General features: G+C 38.7%; 21 protein-coding genes. 19 read left to right on the top strand and 2 right to left on the bottom strand.

Going from position 1 to position 25,724, the window contains the following annotated elements; all coding sequences use genetic code 11:
* The first annotated feature begins 124 nt into the window (after nucleotides 1-124).
* Complete coding sequence (locus IGI77_RS11630; protein ID WP_003126918.1) at nucleotides 125-325, top strand: cold-shock protein; 201 nt, start codon at nucleotides 125-127, stop codon at nucleotides 323-325.
* Nucleotides 326-433: 108 nt separating this feature from the next.
* A complete protein-coding gene (locus tag IGI77_RS11625) occupies nucleotides 434-1,066 on the top strand; it encodes an HD domain-containing protein (RefSeq protein WP_121260924.1) in 633 nt (210 codons plus the stop codon).
* A gap of 99 nt (nucleotides 1,067-1,165) precedes the next feature.
* On the opposite strand, the gene IGI77_RS11620 is transcribed toward IGI77_RS11625, so the two are convergent.
* Nucleotides 1,166-1,936, bottom strand: coding sequence for an SDR family oxidoreductase (locus IGI77_RS11620; protein ID WP_081116203.1), 771 nt, complete (start codon nucleotides 1,934-1,936; stop codon nucleotides 1,166-1,168).
* A gap of 212 nt (nucleotides 1,937-2,148) precedes the next feature.
* On the opposite strand from IGI77_RS11620, the gene IGI77_RS11615 reads away from it, so the two are divergent.
* From IGI77_RS11615 to IGI77_RS11535, 17 genes are all read left to right on the top strand, one after another.
* Entirely contained in the window at nucleotides 2,149-4,905 is a 2,757-nt protein-coding gene (locus IGI77_RS11615) for a helicase C-terminal domain-containing protein (RefSeq protein WP_438770113.1), read from the top strand.
* Between the two features lie 48 nt (nucleotides 4,906-4,953).
* The gene (locus tag IGI77_RS11610) at nucleotides 4,954-5,454 is read left to right on the top strand and encodes a cell wall elongation regulator TseB-like domain-containing protein (protein WP_015510034.1); all 501 of its coding nucleotides are present in this window, start codon (nucleotides 4,954-4,956) and stop codon (nucleotides 5,452-5,454) included.
* Between the two features lie 50 nt (nucleotides 5,455-5,504).
* Nucleotides 5,505-6,698, top strand: a complete 1,194-nt coding sequence (locus tag IGI77_RS11605) for a pyridoxal phosphate-dependent aminotransferase (protein WP_438770110.1) — start codon at nucleotides 5,505-5,507, stop codon at nucleotides 6,696-6,698.
* A 43-nt stretch (nucleotides 6,699-6,741) separates the two neighbouring features.
* Nucleotides 6,742-8,040 carry an asparagine--tRNA ligase gene (asnS, locus tag IGI77_RS11600; RefSeq protein WP_005229504.1) on the top strand — a complete coding sequence of 433 codons (1,299 nt, stop codon included), beginning with the start codon at nucleotides 6,742-6,744 and terminating at the stop codon, nucleotides 8,038-8,040.
* Nucleotides 8,041-8,308: 268 nt separating this feature from the next.
* Nucleotides 8,309-9,097: a glycosyltransferase family 2 protein gene (locus tag IGI77_RS11595; protein WP_005229506.1), complete on the top strand. Its 789-nt coding sequence runs from the start codon at nucleotides 8,309-8,311 to the stop codon at nucleotides 9,095-9,097.
* A complete protein-coding gene (locus IGI77_RS11590) occupies nucleotides 9,097-9,927 on the top strand; it encodes a glycosyltransferase (protein WP_438770107.1) in 831 nt (276 codons plus the stop codon). Before IGI77_RS11595 ends, IGI77_RS11590 begins: the two co-directional genes overlap by 1 nt.
* Nucleotides 9,924-10,628, top strand: coding sequence for a glycosyltransferase family 2 protein (locus tag IGI77_RS11585; RefSeq protein ID WP_005229513.1), 705 nt, complete (start codon nucleotides 9,924-9,926; stop codon nucleotides 10,626-10,628). Before IGI77_RS11590 ends, IGI77_RS11585 begins: the two co-directional genes overlap by 4 nt.
* A gap of 106 nt (nucleotides 10,629-10,734) precedes the next feature.
* Nucleotides 10,735-11,601, top strand: a complete 867-nt coding sequence (rfbA, locus tag IGI77_RS11580) for a glucose-1-phosphate thymidylyltransferase RfbA (RefSeq protein WP_005229515.1) — start codon at nucleotides 10,735-10,737, stop codon at nucleotides 11,599-11,601.
* 15 nt (nucleotides 11,602-11,616) lie between these two features.
* The gene (gene rfbC / locus IGI77_RS11575) at nucleotides 11,617-12,189 is read left to right on the top strand and encodes a dTDP-4-dehydrorhamnose 3,5-epimerase (protein WP_438770105.1); all 573 of its coding nucleotides are present in this window, start codon (nucleotides 11,617-11,619) and stop codon (nucleotides 12,187-12,189) included.
* A 12-nt stretch (nucleotides 12,190-12,201) separates the two neighbouring features.
* Nucleotides 12,202-13,230: a dTDP-glucose 4,6-dehydratase gene (rfbB, locus tag IGI77_RS11570; protein WP_438770103.1), complete on the top strand. Its 1,029-nt coding sequence runs from the start codon at nucleotides 12,202-12,204 to the stop codon at nucleotides 13,228-13,230.
* A 42-nt stretch (nucleotides 13,231-13,272) separates the two neighbouring features.
* Nucleotides 13,273-14,124, top strand: a complete 852-nt coding sequence (gene rfbD, locus IGI77_RS11565) for a dTDP-4-dehydrorhamnose reductase (RefSeq protein ID WP_213334056.1) — start codon at nucleotides 13,273-13,275, stop codon at nucleotides 14,122-14,124.
* A 16-nt stretch (nucleotides 14,125-14,140) separates the two neighbouring features.
* A complete protein-coding gene (locus IGI77_RS11560) occupies nucleotides 14,141-15,307 on the top strand; it encodes a nucleotide sugar dehydrogenase (protein ID WP_005229522.1) in 1,167 nt (388 codons plus the stop codon).
* 209 nt (nucleotides 15,308-15,516) lie between these two features.
* Complete coding sequence (locus IGI77_RS11555) at nucleotides 15,517-16,317, top strand: ABC transporter permease (protein WP_005229524.1); 801 nt, start codon at nucleotides 15,517-15,519, stop codon at nucleotides 16,315-16,317.
* Between the two features lies 1 nt (nucleotide 16,318).
* Nucleotides 16,319-17,560, top strand: a complete 1,242-nt coding sequence (locus IGI77_RS11550) for an ABC transporter ATP-binding protein (RefSeq protein WP_438770100.1) — start codon at nucleotides 16,319-16,321, stop codon at nucleotides 17,558-17,560.
* Between the two features lie 36 nt (nucleotides 17,561-17,596).
* On the top strand, nucleotides 17,597-20,668 hold the full coding sequence (locus tag IGI77_RS11545) for a rhamnan synthesis F family protein (RefSeq protein WP_438770098.1): 3,072 nt from the start codon (nucleotides 17,597-17,599) through the stop codon (nucleotides 20,666-20,668).
* Nucleotides 20,668-22,239 carry a DUF2142 domain-containing protein gene (locus IGI77_RS11540; protein WP_438770096.1) on the top strand — a complete coding sequence of 524 codons (1,572 nt, stop codon included), beginning with the start codon at nucleotides 20,668-20,670 and terminating at the stop codon, nucleotides 22,237-22,239. Before IGI77_RS11545 ends, IGI77_RS11540 begins: the two co-directional genes overlap by 1 nt.
* Nucleotides 22,240-22,260: 21 nt before the next feature.
* On the top strand, nucleotides 22,261-23,514 hold the full coding sequence (locus IGI77_RS11535; RefSeq protein ID WP_005229534.1) for a glycosyltransferase family 4 protein: 1,254 nt from the start codon (nucleotides 22,261-22,263) through the stop codon (nucleotides 23,512-23,514).
* Between the two features lie 402 nt (nucleotides 23,515-23,916).
* Here IGI77_RS11535 and IGI77_RS11530 read toward each other — a convergent pair whose 3' ends face one another.
* Nucleotides 23,917-25,722 carry an LTA synthase family protein gene (locus IGI77_RS11530; protein ID WP_438770093.1) on the bottom strand — a complete coding sequence of 602 codons (1,806 nt, stop codon included), beginning with the start codon at nucleotides 25,720-25,722 and terminating at the stop codon, nucleotides 23,917-23,919.
* Nucleotides 25,723-25,724: the final 2 nt, after the last annotated feature.

Genomic DNA, 25,724 nt, shown 5'->3' with positions numbered 1-25,724 from the left:
ATACAAAGTGTAGTTTTTGTTACGGTAAATTATGGTAGCTTGTTTCATCTTAAACATCTTCCACATTTTCACCTTATACAAGTAATTGCAAAATATGTGTATAAACACAAGGAGGATTTTTATTATGGAAACAGGTACAGTTAAATGGTTTAACTCAGACAAAGGTTTTGGATTCATCACTGCAGAAAACGGTAACGATGTATTCGTTCATTTCTCAGCTATCCAAGGCGAAGGCTTCAAAACTTTAGAAGAAGGTCAAGCAGTGACTTTCGATATCGAAGACGGACAACGTGGCCCTCAAGCGACTAACGTTAACAAAGCGTAATTTGTGAATGCCTTTTAAGAGCAGCTTAGCTGCTCTTTTTTTGTGCGCGTGATATTTGCTTGCGGAGAAAGTAGTTGTTATACTCTTAGAAAAAAAGGAGGCAGACTGATGGGATTGAATGAATTTATTCTTGGATTGGCTAATTTAGAAAAAATCCAACGAGCACCTGGATTTTTTAAGTTTACCGAGCACAGCGTGGCCGCTCATTCGTTTCGAGTAACCATGATTGCCCAGACCTTAGCCGATATCGAAGAACAAGCGGGAAACCAAGTCAATTGGCAAATTCTTTATGAAAAAGCCTTGAACCATGATTACACGGAACGTTTCATCGGCGACATCAAAACGCCAGTCAAATATGCAAACAAAGAATTGCGGGCGATGTTATCAACCGTTGAAGAAAAAATGACCGATGCTTTCATAGAAGAAGAAATCCCCCAAAGCTTTCAAGCGACGTATCGCAGACGCTTGGCGGATGGCAAAGACAACAGCCTTGAAGGACAGCTTTTGGCAATTGCGGATAAGATAGATCTTTTGTATGAATCTTTTGAAGAGATCTCAAAAAGCAACCCCGACAAAGTGTTCAAAGAAATGTTTCGTGAAGCGGTTTTGACGGTCAAAGCGTTTCAGCATCGTCCATGTGTGACCTATTTCTTTGAAGCCATTTTTCCCGAGTTATTGAATGCAGATTTTTATGGCAAGACTGCTTTTCTAGAAGAAATCGCAGCTTTGGTGGAAAAATAAACAAAAAGAAAAAACGAAAAATCAAGAAATGATCCATCTCACAGGTTTTACTTGAAACAAGTGAGGGGAGCAGGTTTGATTTTTCGTTTTTTTGTTGTATTAAAGCAAAGATTCCGCTCCATCAATATAGACTTCCGTTCCAGAAATATTACCCGCAGCCTCTGAAGATAGAAAAAGTACAAGGTTGGCGACTTGTTCTGGCACGCCTGTTTCTTGTTTTAATGGTCGAGAACGTTCTGGATATTTGACGGGGATCTCAACGCGAGCAACCTCTTCTTCAATTTCTGTGCTGGCATCGATGTTCGTTGCGATCGCCCCAGGGCAGATAGCATTGACCCGAATATTATAACCAGAAAGTTCCAGCGCAGCCATTTTTGTAAAGGCGACTTGACCTGCCTTAGATGTACTGTAAGCAGTCGCACCAAAATTGCTGAAGATGCGGTTTCCATTGACTGAACTCGTAATGACAATGCTGCCGCCGTTTGCTTTCATAAATGGGATCGCAGCTTTGACGGTAATAAAGGTACTGCGTAAATTTGTGTTGATTGTCTGGTCCCATTCCGCCACCGTCAATTCTTCGATCGGTGTCCAAGTACCGTTGATGCCGGCATTGACGTGAAGTACATCGAGACCACCTAGTTCTTCCACAAGACCACTCATCGCTTCTTGCAGCTTCTCTGCTTCAGTGACGTCAACGGCACGATAGTGGGTTTGTGCGTCATAGTCAGCAAGAAACTCCTGTAGCTCCTCTTCGTTGCGATCAATCAACCCAACAAGAGCACCCTGGTCTAGAAATTGTTCTGCCACCGCTTTTCCAATCCCTGAAGCAGCCCCCGTTACAATCACTCGTTTGTTTTTGAAATCATTCATTTTTTTCGCCTCCTTATAGTAAATTATAAAAAAGATCTCTTTTTTTGTCGAAAAAAGCGATCAGCGACGAGTGACAAATTCCTTTGGCTGATAAATACGGATACTAGATAGTAAGGTTCTTCTTCCTGCGAACCCTCGTATCCGATGGGAAAACAGATGTAATCGCCATTGATTTTGTAGTATAATGCAGACAGTGTGCAAGGAGGAATACAATGAAACCCATATACGCTGTGGTGGATCTTGAAACAACAGGAACCGATTCGACGATTGATCGAATTATTCAATTTGGCTGCGTCTTAGTCCAAGATGGCAAGATCATTAATCGTTTTGCCGCAGATATCAACCCTGACCGCAGAATTTCTAAGCAAATTCAACGATTGACACACATCACAAACCAGCAAGTAAGCAAAGCGCCTTATTTCGAAGACATAGCTGACACGATCTACAACTTACTCAGCAATACGATTTTTGTGGCGCATAACATTTATTTTGACTATCATTTTTTAAGCAATGAATTTGTTCGTTGCGGTCTGCCGCCTTTATCGATTCCAGGGATCGATACGGTGGAATTGGCGCAAGTGTTTTTGCCGACAGAAAGCAGCTTTCGCTTAGGTGATCTGGCAGACAGCATCGGCTTTCGTCATGACAACCCGCATCAAGCCGATAGTGATGCAGAAGTGACCGCAGCTTTATTTTTATACATTGAAGCAATTATGCGACAGCTACCACGGACGACTCTTAAACAGATTGCGCTTTTAAGCGGTCAGATGGGGATGCAAACGAGTGAGTATATTCACGGAATTTTGAAAGAAAAAGGACCAGAGTTGGCGGAAGATTTCGAAGTGATCGACGGCGTCGTCCTGCGAAAAAAAACTGTTCCGCTTTTTGAAGCCACGCATTTTCAAGAAACGTATCCGAAAGTAAAAACGGAAAAAGAACAGCGCTTTGGCGAGCACTTGATCTATCGGAAACAACAAGCACGTTTGATGAATGCGGTGTATACGCATTACACCCAACCAGAGAAAAATTTGATTATTGAAGCAGAAACGGGGATGGGAAAAACCATCGGTTACTTGTTTCCAGCCGCTTATTTAGCGACGCCAGAAAATCCATTGATCGTTAGCACCTCATCGATTCTTTTACAAAATCAGATCATTAGCAAAGACATTCCATTGGTGAACCAAGTACTGCAGCAGCCTTTGCAAGCGGTCTTGGTCAAAAGCCATCGTCATTACATTGATTTGCAGCGCTTTAAAGCGACGCTGGATCAACCGGTAGAACAAAAGCAATACGCCCAATATCAGATGGGGATCTTAGTCTGGCTGACCAAAACAGAAACAGGTGACTTTGATGAATTGAATTTAGTTCGTCTTGATCATCCTTTATTTACCGACATTCGCCATCGCGGGGTCGACTTTTTAGCCAAAGATCAACCCTTCTATGAACAAGATTTTGTTCGACATTTATATCGGCGGATGGCGCAAAGCAATGTTTTGATCGTCAATCATGCCTTTTTAATGCAGGAAAACCGACGGGCGCAGCCACTGTTGCCAACGAGTGATTATTTGTTGATCGATGAAGCCCAACAGTTGCCGCAGCAAGCAGAAGGCTTTAGTCAACATGTCTTTGACTCTGCTCATTTCAAGCGGCAGTTTTTACAGCTGAATGAAGAAGGACTATTGGAAGAAATTGCCCAGATCATTACCGAGGACGATTTTTTGCAACGGATGTTCTCGTTGTATCGAAATGCATTGTCGGTTTTGGTCGAAACACAAGAACAGTATTTTCGCACCTTATCGATCGATGCCCCAGAATTACAAGTCGTTCAGCATCATGACCTCTATGATGGGTCATTAGAGCAGGACAAGCTACATCAAAAATTGAGCCTCTATTATCAGGAAATCAATGAGATTCAACAGCAGCTGCGTCAGCGATTCGAGTTGACCAATGATCGGTGGTATGCAAGACAACGGATCGTGATTGCCCGTTTGTTTGATTTCTTTAGTCAAATGGACGCACAGGAACAAACAGTGACCGCGTGGTTGACTTGGTGGCATCCTCGTTACGTTCATTGGCTGAAAAAGCATCCCCAGTCAGGAAATGCTGTGATTGAGTTAGCTGATCTAGAAGGACATTCGATCGTGGAGAGCACATGGTACCAACGCTATCAGCACATCATTTATCTAGGGGGGACATTGAAGATCCCAGGCAACAAAGAATTTTTTGCCCATCAGATCGGCTTGACGGATGTGCCAGTCAAAACGATTCCTGCCTTTTATGATTACAGCAAGCAAACGCGACTGTATGTAATCAAAAAAGGTCTCTCGATCCAACAAGCATCAGCTGCCGAATACGCGGATTATTTAGTCGAAGCGTTAGTCCCGATTTTGTTTGACAATCCGCAACCAGCGCTTGTGTTGTTTACGGCGCACGAAACTTTGAAAAATGTCTATGATCGATTGAATAAAAAAGCCCTGCATTATGGCAGAGAAATCGTTGCTCAAGGGACTGGCGGAACCCGTGAGAAAATCTTAAAGAAATTTTTATTAGCGGAAAATGGTATCTTATTAGGGACTAGCAGTTTTTGGGAAGGGGTCGATTTACCAGGACAGGCACTGAAGATCGCTGTGGTGACCCGATTGCCTTTTGAGAACCCTAAACAACCCATGGTCCAAGCACGGCACGCCTTTTTGGAAGCAGAAGGCATTGATTCTTTTAAAGAAGATGCCTTACCTAAAGCGATTTTACGGCTGCGCCAAGCATTGGGGCGCTTGATCCGTTCCGAGGAGGATACCGGCGTGATGGTCGTCCTTGATCGACGCTTGCTATCGACAAAATATGGCAAACGAATGGTCAAAGGCTTACCCAAAAACTTACCTCTGATTGAAGCAAGTCCAATCGAGATCGCCGAAGACATCCAACATTTTTTTGCGCAAGAGGAAAAAGCAGCAGCCGATTTTGAAAAATGAGTTGAACATCTGATATAATGGATTTTATTTAAGATTGGAGTACGAAGTGTGAAAACAAAAGACAAAGAACATCGGCGTGTGGTTATTTTGCTGAGTGCGATCACAGTCTTACTGGTCGTTATTCTCTTCGCTTCTATTTTCTATCTCCGTTCTTCTCGTCCAATGCGACAAGCAAGAAACGAAGCAATCGAAATAGCAGAAAGATACACCGATTTAGCAGAGGTCGAACAATTTTATTGGTTTACCCGTGAGGAAACCTCCTTTAGCATTGTTGGAAAGGATACGAATAACAATGAGATCGTTGTGATCATCCCAAAAAGCGGTGAGAAGGTTTCTGTTTTTAATCAAGCGGATGGGCTGACGGAAGCACAAGCTAAGGCATTTGTTCGCGACAATCATCAAGGTCAGGAAATCCAAAAGGCCGCATTGGGTATTTTTGAAGGCGAGCCAACTTGGGAAGTCATGACGAAAGATGGCGAGGGTCGTTTGAACTATTATTTGATTGGTTTCAAAGATGGCGAAGAAATCAAAGCGATCACTGAACTATAGGAAGACGCTTATGATAGAATGAATTTTGGATCGTAGAAAGGATGATAAACATGGTACTTTCAAAAAGAGCAGAAAAATTGGAACCCTCCGCAACGTTAGCGGCATCTGCTAAGGCAAAAGCGTTAGCGGACCAAGGTGTAGACGTATTAAGTCTAACTGTCGGTGAACCCGACTTTATTACCCCGAAAAACATTCGCCAAGCAGCGATCGCAGCGATTGAGAGCGGCAAGGCCAGTTTTTACACAGCAACTGCGGGGATTCCTGAGTTAAAACAGGCGATTCTTGCTTATATGAAAGAGTTTTATGGTGCTGACTATGATTCAAACCAAGTGATCGTGACAGATGGCGCGAAGTTTGCCCTTTATACGCTGTTTCAAGCGCTCCTTGATGAAGAGGATGAAGTACTCATTCCAGTGCCTTATTGGGTCAGCTATGCGGAACAAGTCCGTTTAGCGCAAGGGACACCTGTGTTTGTTGAAGCCAAGCAAGAAGCCGATTTTAAAGTTTCTTTGGCTCAATTAGAAGCTGCTCGTACAGAGAAAACGAAAGCCATCATTTTAAACTCGCCTGCCAACCCTACAGGGGCGATTTACTCAAAAGAAGCGTTAACGGCAATCGGCAACTGGGCAGTGGAAAATAATATTTGGATCATTGCCGATGATATCTATGGTCGTTTGGTTTATAACGGCAATACCTTTACATCGATCGCAAGCTTATCAAAAGAGATCCGCAAACAAACCATCGTGATCAATGGCGTTTCTAAAACCTATTCTATGACTGGGTGGCGGATCGGATTTGCTGTCGGCGATGCAAAAATCATCAAAGCGATGATCGATATCGCTTCCCAAGCTACTAGCAACCCGCCGGCTGCTAGCCAATACGCAGCAGTTGAGGCACTGACTGGGAATCAAGAATCGATCGAAGTGATGCGTCAGGCCTTCGAAGAGCGCTTGAACAAACTATATCCGCTAATTGCCGCTATTCCTGGTTTTCAGGTGACGAAACCCCAAGGCGCGTTTTACTTGTTCCCAAATGTCAAAGAAGCCATGACGATGTGCGGCTATCAAACCATTGATGCCTTCGTGGAGGCCTTGCTGATGGAAGCCCATGTGGCAGTAGTGACTGGTGCTGGTTTTGGTACACCAGATTATTTACGCATCAGCTATGCAACTGATTGGGACACGTTAGCGGAAGCTACCAAACGAATCCATGATTTTGTTGAAAAGAAACGCCAAAAAGCTTAAAATGCTCTATGGTGCCTTTATTAATTAGATAGGAGAGAATCAAGTGGAATCTATTCAAATTTTAGATGCAAAAAAACACGTTGGCGAAACCGTTCAAATCGGAGCATGGGTTGCTAACAAACGTTCTAGCGGCAAGATCGCCTTTTTACAACTTCGTGACGGAACAGCGTATTTTCAAGGAATCGTTGTAAAAAGTGAAGTAGGGGAAGAAGTTTTCCAATTAGCGAAAAATCTAAATCAGGAAACTGCCGTACTGGTCACTGGGGAAATCAGAGAAGACAGCCGCTCAAAATTCGGCTATGAAATTGGTATCTCTGGTTTAGAGGTTGTTGGGGAAAGCCATGATTACCCAATCACACCAAAAGAACACGGAACAGATTTCTTGATGGACCATCGTCATTTATGGTTGCGTTCCTCAAAACAACACGCCATCATGCAAATCCGAAACGAAATCATTCGGGCAACGTATGAATTTTTCAACAAGAATGGCTTCATCAAAATCGATCCACCGATCCTAACCGGATCAGCACCAGAAGGAACGACTGATTTATTCGAAACCAACTATTTCGATCAAAAAGCATATTTGTCTCAGTCTGGTCAATTGTACATGGAAGCTGCCGCTATGGCGTTTGGCAAAGTCTTTTCTTTTGGACCAACTTTCCGTGCCGAAAAATCAAAGACACGTCGTCACTTGATTGAATTTTGGATGATTGAACCAGAAATGGCCTTTATGCACCAAGAAGAAAGCTTGGAAGTCCAAGAGCAGTACGTGGCATTCTTAGTGCAAAATGTGCTCGATAACTGTGACTATGCATTAGACGTCTTAGGCCGTGACCGTGAAGTCTTGAAAAAATACACCAAATTACCATTCCCACGAATCTCTTACGATGATGCAGTGGCATTATTACAAAAGAACGGCTTTGATGATATTCAATGGGGCGATGACTTTGGCTCACCCCATGAGACCTTTATTGCCAATTCATTCGATCAGCCCGTCTTTATCTTAAACTATCCAAAAGCCATCAAACCTTTCTATATGAAGCCACATCCAACGAGAGAAGATGTCGTGATCTGTGCCGATATGATCGCACCAGAAGGCTATGGCGAGATCATAGGCGGTTCTGAACGTGCTATCGATCATGAATACCTGCTAGAACAAATCCGCGCCCACGGCTTGGACGAAAATGAATATTCATGGTATTTAGATCTACGCAAGTACGGCTCAGTTCCTCACACCGGCTTTGGCCTTGGATTAGAACGGACCGTTACCTGGTTATCAGGAATCGAGCACGTAAGAGAATCCATTCCGTTTCCACGGTTGTTGAATCGGATTTATCCGTAATTTAAACAAATTTTGTGCGAAAGCGTAAATGATTCACTCATCACACCATCCCTTGCTAGAAAGTCTCTAGCGGGGCTGGTGTTTTTATCTGCTCTTGATGATGAGGGATTACTTCAGAAAAGAAGCAAGCAGCAATCCAAAGGGCGGCTGGGACTGAATAGAAGAAATCGCTTTGCTTGCTCGAGTGTGCTTTTTTTACGCGCGGGGATGTGATATAATAACAAATTGACTAGTATCTCTCATTTTATAACATTAAGGACAATACACTATGGATAATAGAAAAACGAATAAAATAATCATCAGTATTGTGACACATAATAGTCGTGATATATTCAAAACATTGGATCATCTGGAGAAAGAGATAGGAGAGGATCCACGCTTTGAAGTGAAAATATTTGATAATAATTCGAAAGCAGAATACATTGCTAAAATGCAAGATTATCCATTTGTCACTGTCATCTCAGCCAATGAAAATCTTGGATTTGGTCATGGACACAATCAATTATTAATGAATGCAACACAAGAATACGGATTTATTTGCAATCCTGATATTCTTGTCACGAAAGAATCAATTGAAGGATTATTAAAAAGAATTCAAGAGAATGAAGCAGCTGTCGTAGTTCCTCAGGTTTTGAACGAAGATGGCTCTATTCAGTATTTAGTAAGAAAACGATTAGCTGTATTCGATTATTTCTTGCGATTTATTCCGTTTCATTGGGTAAAAAAAGTATTTAAAAAAAGACTGTCTGCTTATGAGTGCCGTGACCTTCCACAAGATCAAACCAGTTATATCCGAATGGGCTCTGGTTGTTTTATGCTGGTAGAAATCGCTCGCTTTAAAGAAATCGGCGGCTTTGACGAACAGTTCTTTATGTATTTTGAAGACAATGATTTGTGTTTGAGATATGAAAAAGCGGGGTACCGCATTTTGTATACGCCCTTTGAAAAAGTCGTGCACTTATACGGTAAAGGAGCTCATAGAAGTGCAAAACTCTTTTTGGTGTTTATGCATTCGATGATGAAATTTTTTAATAAATGGGGTTGGAGGCTGTTTTGATGAACCGTTTATTTGTGACGATCGTAATGTATGAAAGAAGCTGGCAAGAAGCATCGGCTTCACCGCTTTTGGAAAAAGCGGTGAAGAACCAGCAAATCCAATTGCTGGTTTATGATAACAGTCCACAAAGTCATGATGAGCCTTTTTTTCAGCATCCATTAGTGACCTATTTTCATGATCCAGCCAATCCCGGCCTCTCCAAAGCATACAATAAAGGGTTTAAGTCTGCGTCTAGCGGCGATTTTGATTTACTGCTTCTCTTGGACCAAGATACGGAGCTGACAAAAGCCTACCTAAAATTTCTAATGGCTGAGACGATCGGAACTGAAATAGGTGCTGTTGTGCCGCTGATTTACAGTGGCACAATACAGGTATCACCGGTCTTAGCTGATCGTTACATCAATCGAAATCTGGCATATCCTGCTATCGGTGAGCAAAAACAGCGGATTATGGCAATCAATTCCGGCACCGCTGTCACTCTCGCGGCTATAAAAAAAATCGGCGGATTCAATGATGCTTTTCCGCTGGATTTTTTAGATCATTGGCTTTTTCTTCGCTTACATCAAGAAGGCTTTCGGTTTTTGATCGCAAACCAAAAGCTGAATCATGATCTTTCAGTCATGCATTATAAAACGATGACTAGGGAAAGATATGAGCAGATTCTTACCAGTGAATCGAAATTCTATAGGGATTTCGATAAAGAAAAGAAAAAGGAACATGAAAAACAGCTTTTTTTTCGAACAATAAAACAAGCACTTTCACCCAAAATGTGCCGATTCAGTCGAAGAACATGGAAAGAATACTTGTCATTTAGGAAGGATCATTTATGATATCAGTATGTGTAGCTACTTATAACGGAGAAAAGTATCTTCAAGAACAGCTGGACAGCATTCTAATTCAACTTGCACCTGATGATGAGCTGATAATTTCGGATGACTTCTCTACTGACAAGACAAGAAGTATCCTCGATTCTTATCGCGCAGATCCCCGAATCAAACTTTTGGAAGGACCGCAAAAAGGCATTATCAAAAATTTTGAACACGCAATTAACCAGGCTTCAGGCGATCTGATTTTTTTGGCCGACCAAGACGATGTGTGGCTTCCCGATAAAGTTGCTGATACAAAAGCAAAATTTAATGAAAAAAAAGAGACACAGGTAGTCATTTCTGATTTGAGAATTGTCGATGAACAGCTTGAACTGATTGAACCCTCCTATTTTGCCTATCGGAATGTGAAAGTCGGGTTTTTACGAAATTTGCTTAAAAATAAATACATCGGAGCAGGCATGGCTTTTCGAAGAGAGTTGAAGCCATCTATTCTTCCGTTTCCGCAAGCAATTCCAATGCATGATATGTGGATCGGTGCAATGGCAGGCAACCGTATCGAGCTTATCGATAAGCAGTTAACGTTGTATCGCAGACATGAAAAAAATGCCAGTGAAATCAAAACATCCGCTTCATTTGCCCAGCAATTCGTGTGGCGCTGGGGTTTAATCAGAAGCCTGATCATGAGAAAGGTATTTGATAAATAAAAGTTACATTTTCATTTCAAAACTTTGAATTGAATGACAAAGCTTTCTAGAAATGAGATAATGCTGTGGTGAGAAATACAAGTAAATTAATTAAGGAGCGTAATGAATGAAAGGGATTATTTTAGCAGGCGGTTCAGGAACACGCCTTTATCCATTAACAAAAGCAACTTCTAAACAATTGATGCCTATTTATGACAAACCAATGATTTTTTACCCAATGTCTACTTTGATGTTGGCGGGGATCAAAGAAATTTTAATTATTTCCACTCCTCAAGATACTCCTCGCTTTCAAGAGTTATTCGGCGATGGCAAAGACTTAGGACTGCAAATTGACTATGCAGTACAGCCAAGTCCTGACGGCCTCGCTCAAGCATTCATTATTGGGGAAGAGTTTATCGGCACTGATAGTGTTTGTTTAGTCCTAGGAGACAATATTTATTATGGGGGCGGTCTATCAAAAATGCTTCAACGAGCTGCTGCAAAAGAATCAGGTGCAACCGTTTTTGGCTATCATGTAAATGATCCTGAACGATTTGGTGTAGTGGAGTTTGATGACGATATGCACGCCTTGTCTATTGAAGAAAAACCTGAGAAGCCGAAATCAAATTATGCTGTAACAGGTCTGTATTTTTATGATAACGAAGTAGTCGAAATCGCCAAGAATATCAAACCGTCTGCGCGTGGAGAATTAGAAATTACCGATATCAATAAAGTTTATCTAGATAAAAATAAACTTTCTGTTGAAGTCATGGGAAGAGGTTTCGCTTGGCTTGATACAGGAACACATGAAACATTGCTTGAGGCATCTACTTTTATTGAAACGATTGAAAAACGGCAAAACTTGAAAGTTGCGTGTTTGGAAGAAATATCATTCCGAATGGGCTATATCACAAGAGAGCAGTTAGTTGCTTTAGCTGAGCCATTGAAAAAAAATCAGTATGGTCAATATTTATTACGACTAGCTGCTGAATAAAGAGGAGACGCTTTGATGAAAGTTATAGAAACAAAATTGACAGATGTAAAACTAATAGAGATGGACGTTTATGGCGATCATCGAGGTTTTTTTACTGAAAGCTATTCAAAAGAAAAATTTTCAGCACAAGGAATTGACTTTGATTTTGTTCAAGATAACCACTCATTATCTACTGAAGCAGGTGTGTTAAGAGGCCTGCATTTTCAAAAAGGTGAAGCAGCACAGACAAAATTGATTCGTGTGGTGACTGGTGCGGTACTTGATGTTATCGTAGATATTCGTAAAGGCAGCCCGACCTATGGAGAGTGGGAAGGGTACTTGTTAACCGAACACAACCATCGTCAGTTATTAGTACCTCGCGGATATGCTCACGGGTTTATGACACTGACTCCAAATGTGAACTTCTTGTATAAGTGTGACAACTATTATAATGCTGAAGCTGATGGCGGCATTGCATTTGATGATCCCGATTTGGCAATTACTTGGCCTATAGATGTGAAAAAAGCGATTCTATCAGAAAAAGATAAAAAACATCCAACACTGAAAGAATTTGAAATAGAAAATACATTTGTCTATGGTGAAGTATAAGGAGTGAAAGTGATGAAAAAAATTATTGTAACTGGTGGAGCAGGATTTATCGGCTCTAACTTTGTTCATTATGTGATCAATAATCAGCCTGATGTTTTTGTAACAGTTTTAGATAAGCTGACCTATGCGGGAAATAAAAACAATCTTAATGGTCTTCCAAAGGATCGCTTTGAATTAGTTGTCGGCGACATTGCTGATCAGGAGCTGGTAGATAGATTGGTTCAGGATACAGACGCTGTCGTTCATTATGCTGCAGAATCTCATAATGACAACTCGTTGAAAAATCCTTTTCCGTTTGTTCAAACCAACATTATTGGAACGTATACGCTGATAGAAGCATGCCGAAAGTACAATGTAAGATACCATCATGTTTCAACCGATGAAGTATATGGCGATCTTCCTTTGAGAGAAGATCTTCCGGGACATGGCGAAGGAGCGGGAGAAAAATTCACGGACAAAACGCCGTATAACCCATCAAGTCCTTACTCTTCAACAAAAGCTGGTTCCGATCTTTTGGTAAAAGCTTGGGTGCGCTCATTCGGTCTCCAAGCGACGATCTCCAATTGTTCTAATAATTATGGACCTTATCAACACATTGAGAAATTTATTCCTCGACAAATTACCAATATTTTGAGCGGCATCAAGCCGAAATTGTACGGTGACGGGAAAAATGTCCGTGACTGGATTCATACAAATGATCATTCATCTGCTGTGTGGACGATTTTAACAAAGGGACAAATGGGTGAAACGTATCTCATCGGTGCCGATGGTGAAGAGGATAATAAAGCAGTAATTGAACTGATTTTAGAACTAATGGATCAGCCCAAAGACGCGTATGAGCACGTAAATGATCGACCAGGTCATGATTTACGCTATGCAATTGATTCGACAAAATTGAAAGAAGAATTGGGCTGGCAACCGGAATTCACCAATTTCCGAGATGGCTTAGCCGATACGATTGAGTGGTATCGCAACAACGAAGAATGGTGGAAGACAGAAAAAGAAGCGGTAGAGAATAATTATGCTGCGAATGGACAATAAATAAAAGCAGGGAAACCTGCTTTTTTTGAAGGGATGAGAAATATGATTTTACTGACAGGCGGAAATGGGCAGCTGGGCACGGAGCTGCGACATCTATTAGATGAAAAAGGATTAAACTATGTCTCAACGGATGCCCAGGAAATGGATATTACGGACGAAAAAGCAACTCTTGCGTTTATTCAAGAATTAAAACCGACCGTTATTTATCATTGTGCTGCATACACAGCAGTAGATAAGGCGGAAGATGAAGGCAAGGAACTTGATGAGAAAATCAATGTCAACGGGACGGAAAACGTGGCGAAAGCGGCGAAAGTGGTAGGAGCAAAGTTTGTTTACATCAGTACTGATTATGTGTTCGATGGAACGAAAAAAGAGGGGGTCTACAAAGAAACAGATACGCCGAATCCTCAAAATGAATACGGTCGTACAAAATTGCTGGGTGAACAAGCAGTGAAAGACCTTTTAGATGAATACTTCATTATCCGAACTTCATGGGTTTTTGGTAAATATGGACATAATTTTGTATATACAATGAAACGTTTAGCGCAAACGCACCCGCGCTTAACCGTCGTTGATGATCAATATGGCCGTCCAACATGGACCCGAACATTAGCTGAATTTATGGTCTATATTATCGAAAACAATGCAGACTATGGGATCTACCATCTATCAAATGAAAATAGCTGTTCATGGTACGAATTTGCCAAAGAAATTCTGAAAGAAACGGATGTTGAGGTTGCACCTGTCACTTCAGCAGAATATCCGCAAAAAGCAAAACGACCACAATACTCGGTGTTGGATCTTACAAAAGCAAAGAATACCGGTTTTGTTATTCCTACTTGGGAAGAAGCATTGGCTGATATGACTGCATCTTTAGAGAAAGAAGAAAACTAGAAAAAGAGGGATCATGATGAAAGTTTCCGTTTTTGGTTTAGGTTATGTAGGATTAGCAAACGCTTTGTTATTGGCGCAAAAAGAAGAAGTACTTGCTTATGATATTGTGGATGAAAAAATCGATCAATTGCAAAAGAACATCTCACCTCTTGAAGACAAAGAAATTCACCAGTTTTTGGAGCGGACAGACTTGTCCGTTCGTTTCACCAAAGCTTTTGATGAAGCTGTTGACTTTGGGGATGTATTAATTATTGCGACGCCTACAGATTACGATGAGCATAAAAACTATTTTGATACGTCGACTGTAGAATCGGTGATCGAAAAAGCGCTAGAGTTGCGTCCAGATGCTGTGTTTATTATTAAATCAACAGTTCCTGTAGGATATACATTAGATCTTAAAGCACGTTTTAACACAGAGAACATTTTATTTTCACCTGAATTTTTGCGTGAGGGAAAAGCTTTATACGACAATTTGCATCCTTCGAGAATTGTTGTTGGAGAATGCAGTGAGCGAGCGAAAGAGATCGCCGAGATGTTCAAGCGAAATGCATGGGAAAATGAAATTCCCGTGCTTTTAACAAATCCGACTGAAGCTGAAGCAATAAAACTGTTTTCTAACACGTATCTGGCGCTGCGCGTGGCATATTTCAACGAATTAGATACCTACGCGGAAGTGAGGGGACTTGATTCACGACAAATCATTGAAGGCGTCGGGCTGGATCCTAGAATCGGCTCCCACTACAACAATCCGTCTTTTGGATACGGTGGCTACTGTCTGCCCAAAGATACCAAGCAGCTCCTAGCTAACTATGATAAGGTTCCGAATAATATCATTCAAGCGATCGTCGAAGCAAATACGACCCGCAAAGATTTCATCGCGGAGCAGATCCTTGATCGACAACCGAAAGTTGTGGGCATCTATCGATTGACTATGAAAGCTCATTCTGATAATTTCCGCTATTCTTCAATTCAAGGAATTATGAAGCGGATCAAATCCCATGGAATCAACGTAGTAGTATACGAGCCTTCTTTAAAAGAGAAATCCTTCTATAACTCTGAAGTGATTGATGACTTTGAGACGTTTAAAAAGATCTCTGATGTTATTGTAGCAAATCGTATGGAAGATGTACTGCATGACGTAGAAGACAAAGTATACACAAGAGATTTGTTTGAAAGAGACTAAAAACTTTGAGAAAAAGGAGGCCAAATTTCGTTCGTTGAATGCGGCTTTCTTTTTTTCGTTTAATCTGTCAATGAAACATTAATTTTTTTTCTCAATTTTTGAAATGATCTGGTAGAGGTTGAGAAAGAGGGGAATGTCGAGTATACTTTTTAAGGATAGCTTTAAAAAGTTTTACCGTAAAAAAGATTAGTGGAACCTTAAAGGAGAAAATGATGTTCGAGCGTAAAAATAGAATTTTATTGAAAGAATTAGTAAAAACCGATTTTAAACTAAGATATCAAGGAAGTATTATGGGCTATGTTTGGTCTGTTTTGAAGCCCTTGATGCTGTTTACTGTCATGTATGTGGTCTTTGTACGTTTTCTTAAATTTGGACAAGATGTTCCTCACTTTGAAGTGGCGTTACTTTTGGGAACCGTTCTATGGAGCTTTTTTAGCGAAACGACAAATTTAGGTATGTCATCAATCGTCACACGAGGCGATCTGCTTAGAAAACTAAGCTTTCCTACACATATCATTGTTATTGCTGTATCGATCAACGCCTTAATCAATCTAGTAATCAGCCTTGTGATCGTTCTTTTATTTGCGATGATCAATGGAGCGGATATTTCAATCTATGCTTTTTTAGCACCGCTGCTTCTGATTGAACTCTATGCCTTTTCATTGGGCGTGTCTTTTATTTTGGCAACAATCTATGTTAGGTTTCGAGACATTGGACCGATCTGGGAGGTTGTCCTTCAAGCGGGTTTTTACCTTACACCGTTAATTTACCCATTGACACTTGTAATGAATATGGACGTGAACATTGCCAAACTTTTGATGATGAATCCAATGGCTCAAATTATTCAAGATATGCGGCATATCTTAACAAGTACAAGCAATATTACGGTATGGCAATTAATAAATACGAATTGGATCGTCGCAATTCCATATGTTTTGCCATGGATCGTATTAGTTGCCGGCTACATGATTTTTAATAAAAATTCGAAAAAATTTGCGGAGATTATTTAATATGAATAATGAAATAGCAGTGAAAGTTGATCATATAGGAAAATCGTTTCGTCTTCCTACAGAAAGTACAACGAGCTTAAAAAGAACGATCGTTAATTATTTTAAAGGAATCAAAGGATACAATGAGCAAAAAGTCCTAAGAGATATTTCGTTTGAAGTGAATAAAGGAGATTTCTTTGGAATTGTCGGAAGAAATGGGAGTGGAAAATCAACCTTATTAAAAATTATCTCCCAAATTTATACACCTGAAAAAGGGTCTGTAGAAGTGAACGGAAATTTGGTTTCTTTCATCGAGTTAGGCGTTGGATTCAATCCAGAATTAACTGGGAGAGAGAATGTCTATTTGAATGGCGCTATGCTTGGTTTTTCCGAAAAAGAAGTGGATGGAATGTATTCCGATATCGTTGAGTTTGCGGAATTAACTGAATTTATGAATCAAAAATTAAAGAATTATTCAAGCGGCATGCAGGTTCGGCTTGCGTTTTCTGTAGCGATTCAAGCGAAAAGCGATATTTTAGTTTTAGATGAAGTATTGGCTGTCGGGGATGAAGCGTTCCAAAGAAAATGCAATGACTATTTCATGAAGGCCAAAGATGAGAACAAGACCATTATACTCGTGACTCACTCAATGGAATCTGTTCGTAAATACTGTAATAAAGCACTGATGATCGATAAAGGGGAAGTAAAAATCATCGGAACCCCAGATGATGTAGCAAATCAATATTCTTTAGACAATGTTACACAGACGGGGGCCTCCACCGTTATTGAAAAGGAAGAGGTTTTAGAAGAACCACAAGAAGTTGAAACAAAAAGTAAAGAAGAGGAAACAATTCGAAACTTTACAGTAGATTTATTATCTGATGAAATGCTTACCGATGAGAATCGACGAGTAGAGTTTTTGATTTCTTATGAAGTGTTAAAAGATATGGAGACGTATATTGCTTTTTCAATGACAGATATCGATCGCAACATTTGGATGTACAACGACAATTCATATGATGAAATGACAAAAGGTATCGGTAAAAAGACTTTTAAATATGCTTGCGAGTTAAATCACATCAATGAATGCAAATTAAGGTTAGGCGTATCAATTCGAAACGCCGCGGACGAACCATTTGCTTTTTCAGATCAAGAAAATTCACCCGTAATAATCGTTTCCCCAAGAAAAAATCGATCAAAAAGCGAGCGGATCGCCTCAAGCGGTATTTTGACAAGCAATGGAAGCTGGCAGAAGCTTAAGTGATCAGAAAAATCTACTTATAGAAAAAGGTGAGTCGTATTGGAACCATTAGTTTCTGTGATTATAACTTGTTATAATCATGAAAAATATGTTGGTCAGTGTCTGGAAAGTGTATCTTCCCAAACCTATAAACATTTAGAATTAGTGATTATCAATGATGGATCGACAGATAATTCAGATCAGATTATTAGAGATTATTTATCACATGTTTCGCTAAAACATGAGTATTTGGTTCAAGAAAACCGAGGCGTTTGTGTGACACGAAATAAAGGACTTGAGCGAGCTGTCGGAAAATACCTATTATTTGTCGACAGTGATAATTATCTAGATAATCAATATATTGAAAAGCTAGTTGAAACTGCCGAAAAAGAAGAAGCAGATATTGTATATACTGATCTTGTAAATGTTGAAACAGGTGAGCTGTTTATGGAAGCCAAACCATTCCAATTGGAAGAGTTTCTTTCTAGTAACTTTATTGATAATTGCTCGTTGATAAGAAAAAAAATTGTTGGTCAGCTAACATATGATTTAGCGTTAAACAGAAAAAAATTAGTCGACTATGACTTTTTTATGCGACTGATTCTTACCAACCATGCGAAAGCTGTTAAATGTTCTTCCACAAAATTAAATTATCGAGTGCTACAAGAATCAATATCAAGGAAAGGGCAGCATGGGACCGAAAAATTTTATTATGAGATTTATCTTTATCTCCTGAGCAAGCATCAGGAACAATATCCACAACTGGTTCTTTCAGCAATTAAGAATAATATCATGCAACTGGAAGACCGAAACGAAGATTTAATCAATCATCTTGCAGATTTGACTAATTATATAAAACAACAAAACAAAGATAATGAATTATTGCTTGCAGAAGTTAATGAATTAAAAGTATCTGTGGAAGACTTAAACAATGAAAAACAGGCGATAGATCAGCGATTACGTGAAGAAAATATTGAAAAAAATGACTTGCAAAATCAGAATTTATCTATGGCGCAATTAATTCAGTTGCTGGAAAACGATAAACAAGCGTTGATGTCATCTAAGTCATACAGGGTTGGTAAACTTATTGTGAAGCCTTTTAGTTATGGACTAAGATTTTTAAGAAATCCTAGTAAAGGATTAGTACTTGTTGATAAAGCAAAACAAAAGTTATTGGTTAAACTCAGAAAAATTCCTAATTTGCAATTTTTAGTTTTATCTAGCAAACGAAAAGCAACACGCAAAAAAAATGTTTATCAAAATCCAAAAAGAGTATTGGTATATGTTATCTATGAAAGCCAATCCCAGCTGCAAGAGTATAAACTCATTTTTCTTTCCTCTTTAGCAGATTTTTCAGAAAAAGTATTAATCGTAGTGAATGGTAAATTACCGGAGTCTGACTTAGAAAAGCTTCGTAAGTTTGGGGAGGTCGTTCTTAGATCTAATGATGGATATGATACGGCAGCCTTTAAACACGGTATCGATTTTCTTGGCGAAAAGGAATTAAGTAAGTATGATGAATTGTTATTGGTGAATGATACGAATGTTGGTCCAGTCTCAGATTTAACAGAAGCATTTAATAAAATGGCAGCTAAAAAACTTGATTTCTGGGGAATTTCTTATGGAGAAGAACAACCTGATTTTACCAAGTATAACAAGTATGGATATATCCCTATTCACTTACAGTCCTATTTTTTAGTAATTGAGAAATCAATGTTCCACGATCCATCATTTTATGACTATTGGAAAAATCTTGGAGATACAAACTCAAGAGAAAAAGCAATCGGAAAGCATGAAACGGTTTTTACAAAACATTTCAGCGACTTGGGCTTTAAACACGGGGCTTTAACCGAAAAGAATACGGATAGTCCAATGTATATCCATCCCCTTCAAATGGTTCGAGAGGGTGTACCTATCGTTAAATACACAGCTTTTGCAAACGATACAGACGAGAAATTTGCTTGGCAAGGACTTCAGAGGAAAACAGAAGTTCCTGAATTAATTGAATATATTAGAAATGAAACGGAGTATCCAGGTGCTGTGATCGATCAAATCATGGAGGATATCAAAAATAAAAAGCACAAAGAACATATTCTCATAATAGATGGTGTCGAAAATGCAATTCCGCAGTTAACAAAATACCGTGTACAAAATAAGATTGAACAGTTAAAAAACCTAGGCTTTGATGTCTGGCATGTTAATCTTTCTACATTTCAGATGGGATTAGCTGAACACGCAAGTCATATCATTATTTACCGTGCACCATATGATGAGCGATTAGCAGAACTGATTCGTTTAGCAAGAAAGTACCATAAACCTGTGTTGTATGATATTGATGATTTAGTGATCGATACCAAGTACACGGATCAGTTGACGTACGTCCAAAATCTTACAAAAGTTGAAAAAAACAATTACGATAGTGGCGTTATCAGTTACAAAAAAATGATGCTTATGTGTGATGGAGCAATAGCTTCCACAGGTGTCTTAAAAGAGGAACTTCTGAATTATCACCAGAACGTACTGCTTAATCGAAATCTTGCGAACCAAGAGTTGGTGGCGATCAGTCATGATGCAGTTGAAAATAAGATGGAAGATAGTACAAAGGTGAAAATCGGGTACTTTTCGGGATCAATCACCCATAATGAGAATTTCGAATTGATTAAGCCTGCTATTCTAGAAATCTTAGAAACTTTTCCGCAAGTGGAATTGCATTTAGTTGGGCATTTAGATGTCCCGAAAGAAATGGAAAGGGTAGAATCGCAACTGGTCATTCATCCATTTGTTGATTGGAAAGAATTGCCGAAACTGATTTGCCAAGTGGACATTAATTTAGCACCGCTGGTACATTCGATTTTTAATGAGGCAAAGTCTGAAATCAAATGGATGGAGGCTGCTTTAGTGAAAATACCTACATTAGCAAGTGAAATTGGCGCTTTTAAAGAGATGGTAACGCACAACAGAAACGGCATACTCGTCAAAGATAATGAGTGGTTCAACCAATTAGAAAAAGTGATAAACGATAAGACTTTTAGAGAAACTATCGGTGAGAATGCTTATAATTACGTAATTGAAAATTGTACAACATCAGAGCATGAAGATGAACTAAGTGCTTTTTTAAGGAGTATCCATTAATGCTACTTATTAAAAACAATCTAATTGAACTAAAAAAGAATTACAAGCTGCTTATTCTTTTTCTATTCATTCTTTTGACTGCTCAGTTTTTCTTACAATATATAGAATTAACTTGGCCTAAACTGTATATTGTTTTGGCCTTAGCGGCTGCTATACTCTTACTGATAGTTTCAAGAATAAGTGATGAAACGAAAATCGCCAGAAATGCGTTTGTCTTAATCTTTATTGCTGGTACATTAAATGCACTGATTCTACCAATTCGACAAAACTATGACGAGAACACGCATTATTACCACGCATTAGAAGTAGCAGATGGAAAAGTCAGAAATCAAACAGATGAAAGAAATTTTCTTGCCATATCCCCAGATTTCTTAGCTATTACCAAATTACCTAGTAAACCCGAGTATGGAAATGAACTGAATACTAATCTTTACCACAAAGAATTCCTTGAAATTGAATCTATTCCCTCTACCTATAATGAAGACTGGCTTGAAAAAAGCGGGTTTAATAATCCCGCTTATATACCAAGTGCTATAGGCATATCCATTGGACGATTATTCTCGCAAAGAGTATCTGTTCACTATTATTTAGGGAGAATTTTTAATGTTCTGTTTTATGCATTGTTGGCTTTTTGGGCTATAAAGGTAAGCAAAGTTTATAAATTAGCGCTTTTCGTTGCAGCTACGACCCCATTTGCCGTATGGATCTCATCTGGTTTTACCTACGATAATCTTTATTATGGTCTAGTACTATTGATATTGGCTCAATTCACCAATTTTTTTGTTGGTGAACGCGAAGTTAATTTTCGAAAAATCATACTTTATATGCTTACTTGCCTTGGGCTGGTTTTTTGTAAGGCACCAGTGATTCTGTTGGCTGCACTGCCTTTATTTGTGCCTACAAAATATTTTGATACGAGGAAAACAAAAAAAATTACGGTTTTTGCAGTACTTCTATGTTTTTCATTAGGCTTTTTATGGTTGATGAACAGTGCGATTTTCCATATATTCGAGGATGTTCCTGCAGCTAATACTGTCGCAGTGGATGAAAATGAAGATGTTCTTTCGTATTTAATCAGTAATATTGGATACACAATTACTTTGTTTTTACGATCATATTCGGATGTAATTGCTTCTATCGGTTATTTTCTGAAGAATCCAATGCCATACTTTATGGCTAGTGAAGCCGCGGGGTTCATCAATTTGATAAACTATACTTTGATGATTACTCTTTCTGCTATGCTTATTAAAATCACTATCCCTAAGAAGACACGTGTGCTTACTTTGGCTACTTTTTTTGTGATTATTTCAGGAACAATCTTGGCAATAACAGGTGATCCACGAGTATTTGCAATTGGTGATTTAAGAGTCCCAGGTGTACAAGGTAGGTATCATTTTTATTTACTCGCATTCCTGCCGTTATTTCTAGGGCCTATTCTTAATAAAGTAGGCTTTGAAAGTGAAAAGGTAATGAGTCATTTGGATTCAAATAAAATTACTAGCTTTTGCGTTAAAACAATCTATGTCATTACATTTTTTAATTCTTGTGTCGCACTGTATGGCTATTTATAAGAATAAGAAAAGGAGATTTTAATGAAAAAAATATTATTCCTTTCACCAACTGGCACAATGGACAACGGGGCAGAAATTTCAATATTTAATTTAATGAAATATCTAGTTGAGCAAGGATATGAAGTAGTAAATATTGCACCGGTTAGTGGAGACGTCGAAGTAAATGACTACTCGCGAATTTTTGAAAGTAATGGGATCAAATGTTTTTTAGTTTCAAATCAACGGTGGTGGTGGGAGGATGCACCAGGAATGTTATTTGGAAGTGAAGAACAACGAGCGGCATCTTTTAGAAATACTATAGATCTCATTGCAAAAAAGATAGACGAGTTTGATATTGAGTTGGTAATCACAAATACAGCAAACATGTTCCAAGGTGCGATGGCGGCGGCTGTTCAAGACGTTTCTCATATCTGGTTAATTCATGAATTTCCTTCCGGCGAATTTGCTTACTACAAGGATAAAATTGAGTTTATAGAAGAATTTTCTGATGAGATTTTTGCTGTTAGAGGCGAGTTGAGCAATAATTTGCAAGAGCTGTTTACAAGGAAAAAAATTAAATCATTCGCTCCCTACACAGAGTTAGAACAAGTTTCCCTTAAAAAGGGAGATGTTCAAAGAATCGTTTCAGTAGGACGTATCAACCCAAGAAAAAATCAATTAGAATTAATTAAAGCATATCATCAGTTGAACAGGTACGATATTGAGTTGGTTTTTATTGGTGCATGGGATGATGAGTATAAAGAAAAATGTCTCGATTATATCAAAAAAAATCGTTTAAAAAATATAACTTTTCTAGGAAATGTAGACAATCCATGGGAGCATGTGACATCGAAAGATATATGCGTTTTTTCTTCAGCAATGGAAACATTCGGTTTAGTTTATGTTGAGGCTCTTTTAAACGGTGTACCAGTTATTATATCCAATAATCCAGGGCACATGTCAGCATATGATTTTTTTAATCACGGTTGTGTCTATCCATTAGGTGATATAGATAAATTAGTAGAAATGATCCGCGTTCGATTAGATAACTTCGATGACTTCAAAAGCGAAACAGTCAATTTCTCCGTTGAAGCAAAAGAGAAGTACCAAATTTATTATGTTTATCAAGACTTAATCGAAGCGATCGATTCCGTAACTGCTTCGCCAAAAGCGATTCGCCATATAAAATCTTTATTGACCTTAAACGAAAAAAAGAGCAAACTGGCGCAATTTGAGTATCAAACGAGAAGTTTCCTGGAAAGAGTTAAGTATAAAATAAGGAAAAGCTTTAAATAAAGTTCAAATGATTCTAAGTAAAAAGACAAGGCCGGCAACAAAGGCAACCTTGTCTTTTTTACTTTTTCAGTTAAAAGTTTACTATTTCACGGACCGCATACTCTTAGAAATAGTAGGGATCGAGTATTAAAGCAAAAAATACAAACAAGGCTTTAAAAAAGCTGTTTAATTCTATTAGCAATAAAAATTGCTTGATAGGTGAATATGTCAGAGATTTAATGCTATCATAAACAAAATGATCAGATTTTACGATATCTTTATTGTAGAGTTGTTTCCTCGACCATATCAAATAGTGTCAGTAAAAAATAATTGAGTTTTTACTGACACTACTAAAAGACTGGTTAGTATATTCAATTATATAGTAAAAATTTATCGTAGCAATTGGCGTGATTTAGCAATTTATTATTTAACTTCAAGGTCTGATCCTTGCATAATCTGCTGATTATAAAAGCTCGATGTCTTACTAAGTTCATTAGAGAATTCATCAAACCCTAATTTTTCCATTAGAGTCATTTCTTCTGAAAATAGATTTGTTCCTAAGCCTAATCGATTTCCCTCAATGGAAACACCTAATGCAGATAAAGTGGTCGGAAACAAATCCAATGTACTGAAAGAACGATTGGTATTATTCAAGGTTGTTACCGGTGAGTTAATAAAGAGATTGAAGACAGTTCGCTCATAGTCTTCAGGGATACCATTAAAAAAAGAGGGATCCATGCTTAGGTGGTCACCGGCAATTACGATAGTAGTATTATCATAAAAAGACTGTTGCTGAACCCATCGTATAAAATTACCTAACATATAATCTGAATAGTGGATGACATTACTATATTGCTGTTCAAAAAGTTTAGGTGTATTTTCGGTCATCAAACCATCTGGGAAGTGCATATCAGCTGTTAGAAGCGTTAAATTAAAGGGCTCTTCTGACTGAGAATCTTCTATAAGTATGTTTTTAGCAAACTCAAAAAGTTTCTCATCCTCATATCCCCACCAGACTTTATAGTCAGACGGTATCCATTGATTATCGATTGCATATTGATAATCTTTTATTTGGTAATTTCCATGTTGAGAGTAAAATTTATCTCTGCCGCCAAAGCTTGCATCGGAACCGATTAACAGTGTTTGATTGTATCCTTCTTGATTTAAAATGGTACCGATTGTGGTGACACCAGGCATAAAAGATGAAGTATTGCCATATTCATTTTCGTTATAGCCACCAGAGACTCTCAGAGGAACCCCAGAACTTTGGGCAACCATTCCTCCTACGGTAAAACCAACACCAGGAACTTGACGAGCACCGCCGAAAGTACTTTGGTGCGAAAAATTTAGTCCATCTGCATAAGCTGATTCTGTGAGATTTGGTAATAGATTGACTTCTTGCATTCCTCCAAGGTCAATGGATAAGTACGTTGATTCTAATGATTCGACGTAAATATAGATAAGGTTTCTTTTTTGTTCTGGAAAGGTAAGCGCAACATCATTCGGGTCCACATAAAAATCTTCGTAAATCGTTGATTTCTCAAAAAAATATGCTTTTAGTTCTGCATAGCCCAATGTTTGTATACCAAAGAAAAAACCATATATAGTGAGGCTTACACTAATGAAGGCAAAAAAGAAACTCGTCTTTTTGGTTAACTTAATTTGCTGAAACTTTTTGTAAGATAGAGCATAGAGTAGCAAGTATAGGATTACTAGAAAACTAAGTGTGAGAATAATAGAATTTAATAAAGGACCCAAAATGAACGTATAAATTTGACCCGCATCTGTTCCTGTCAAGGGTTGAGACAAAGTGTATAGAATTTCACTAATGCCTACATTACCAAAAAAATTTTTCGTCCAAACGGCACTGTTTCCAGCAAGTGCTCCAATGAATACTAGTAATGAAAAAATAAAAAAAGAAAGTTGAAGACGCCAGTTCAAGGATTGAAATATTCTGTCAATCAGACCTGTTTTTTTGATAATCAGGACCGTTGATAAGAGAAAAAGAAAAACAAGGATACTTACACCAGTGACTGCGGACTTGGTTGAAAGGAAACTAAAAGATAAGAGATTTTTTCTTAATTCAGTTAAGCCGAGTGATCGTGCAATAAATGCCGTGAATGAAAGATGAGAAACGGCACAAAATAGAGAAAGCGAAATTCGGCGATAAAAGCTTCTATTTGCTGTTAAAAAGAGTATGAGAATAAAAAGTAAGATTGAAAAAAGCATCC

This window comes from Enterococcus sp. DIV0213h (assembly GCF_051711285.1).
GTDB classification, from domain to species: domain Bacteria; phylum Bacillota; class Bacilli; order Lactobacillales; family Enterococcaceae; genus Enterococcus_D; species Enterococcus_D casseliflavus.
Note: the sequence above shows the minus strand (reverse complement) of the source record. Positions and strands in the feature narration are given on the sequence as shown.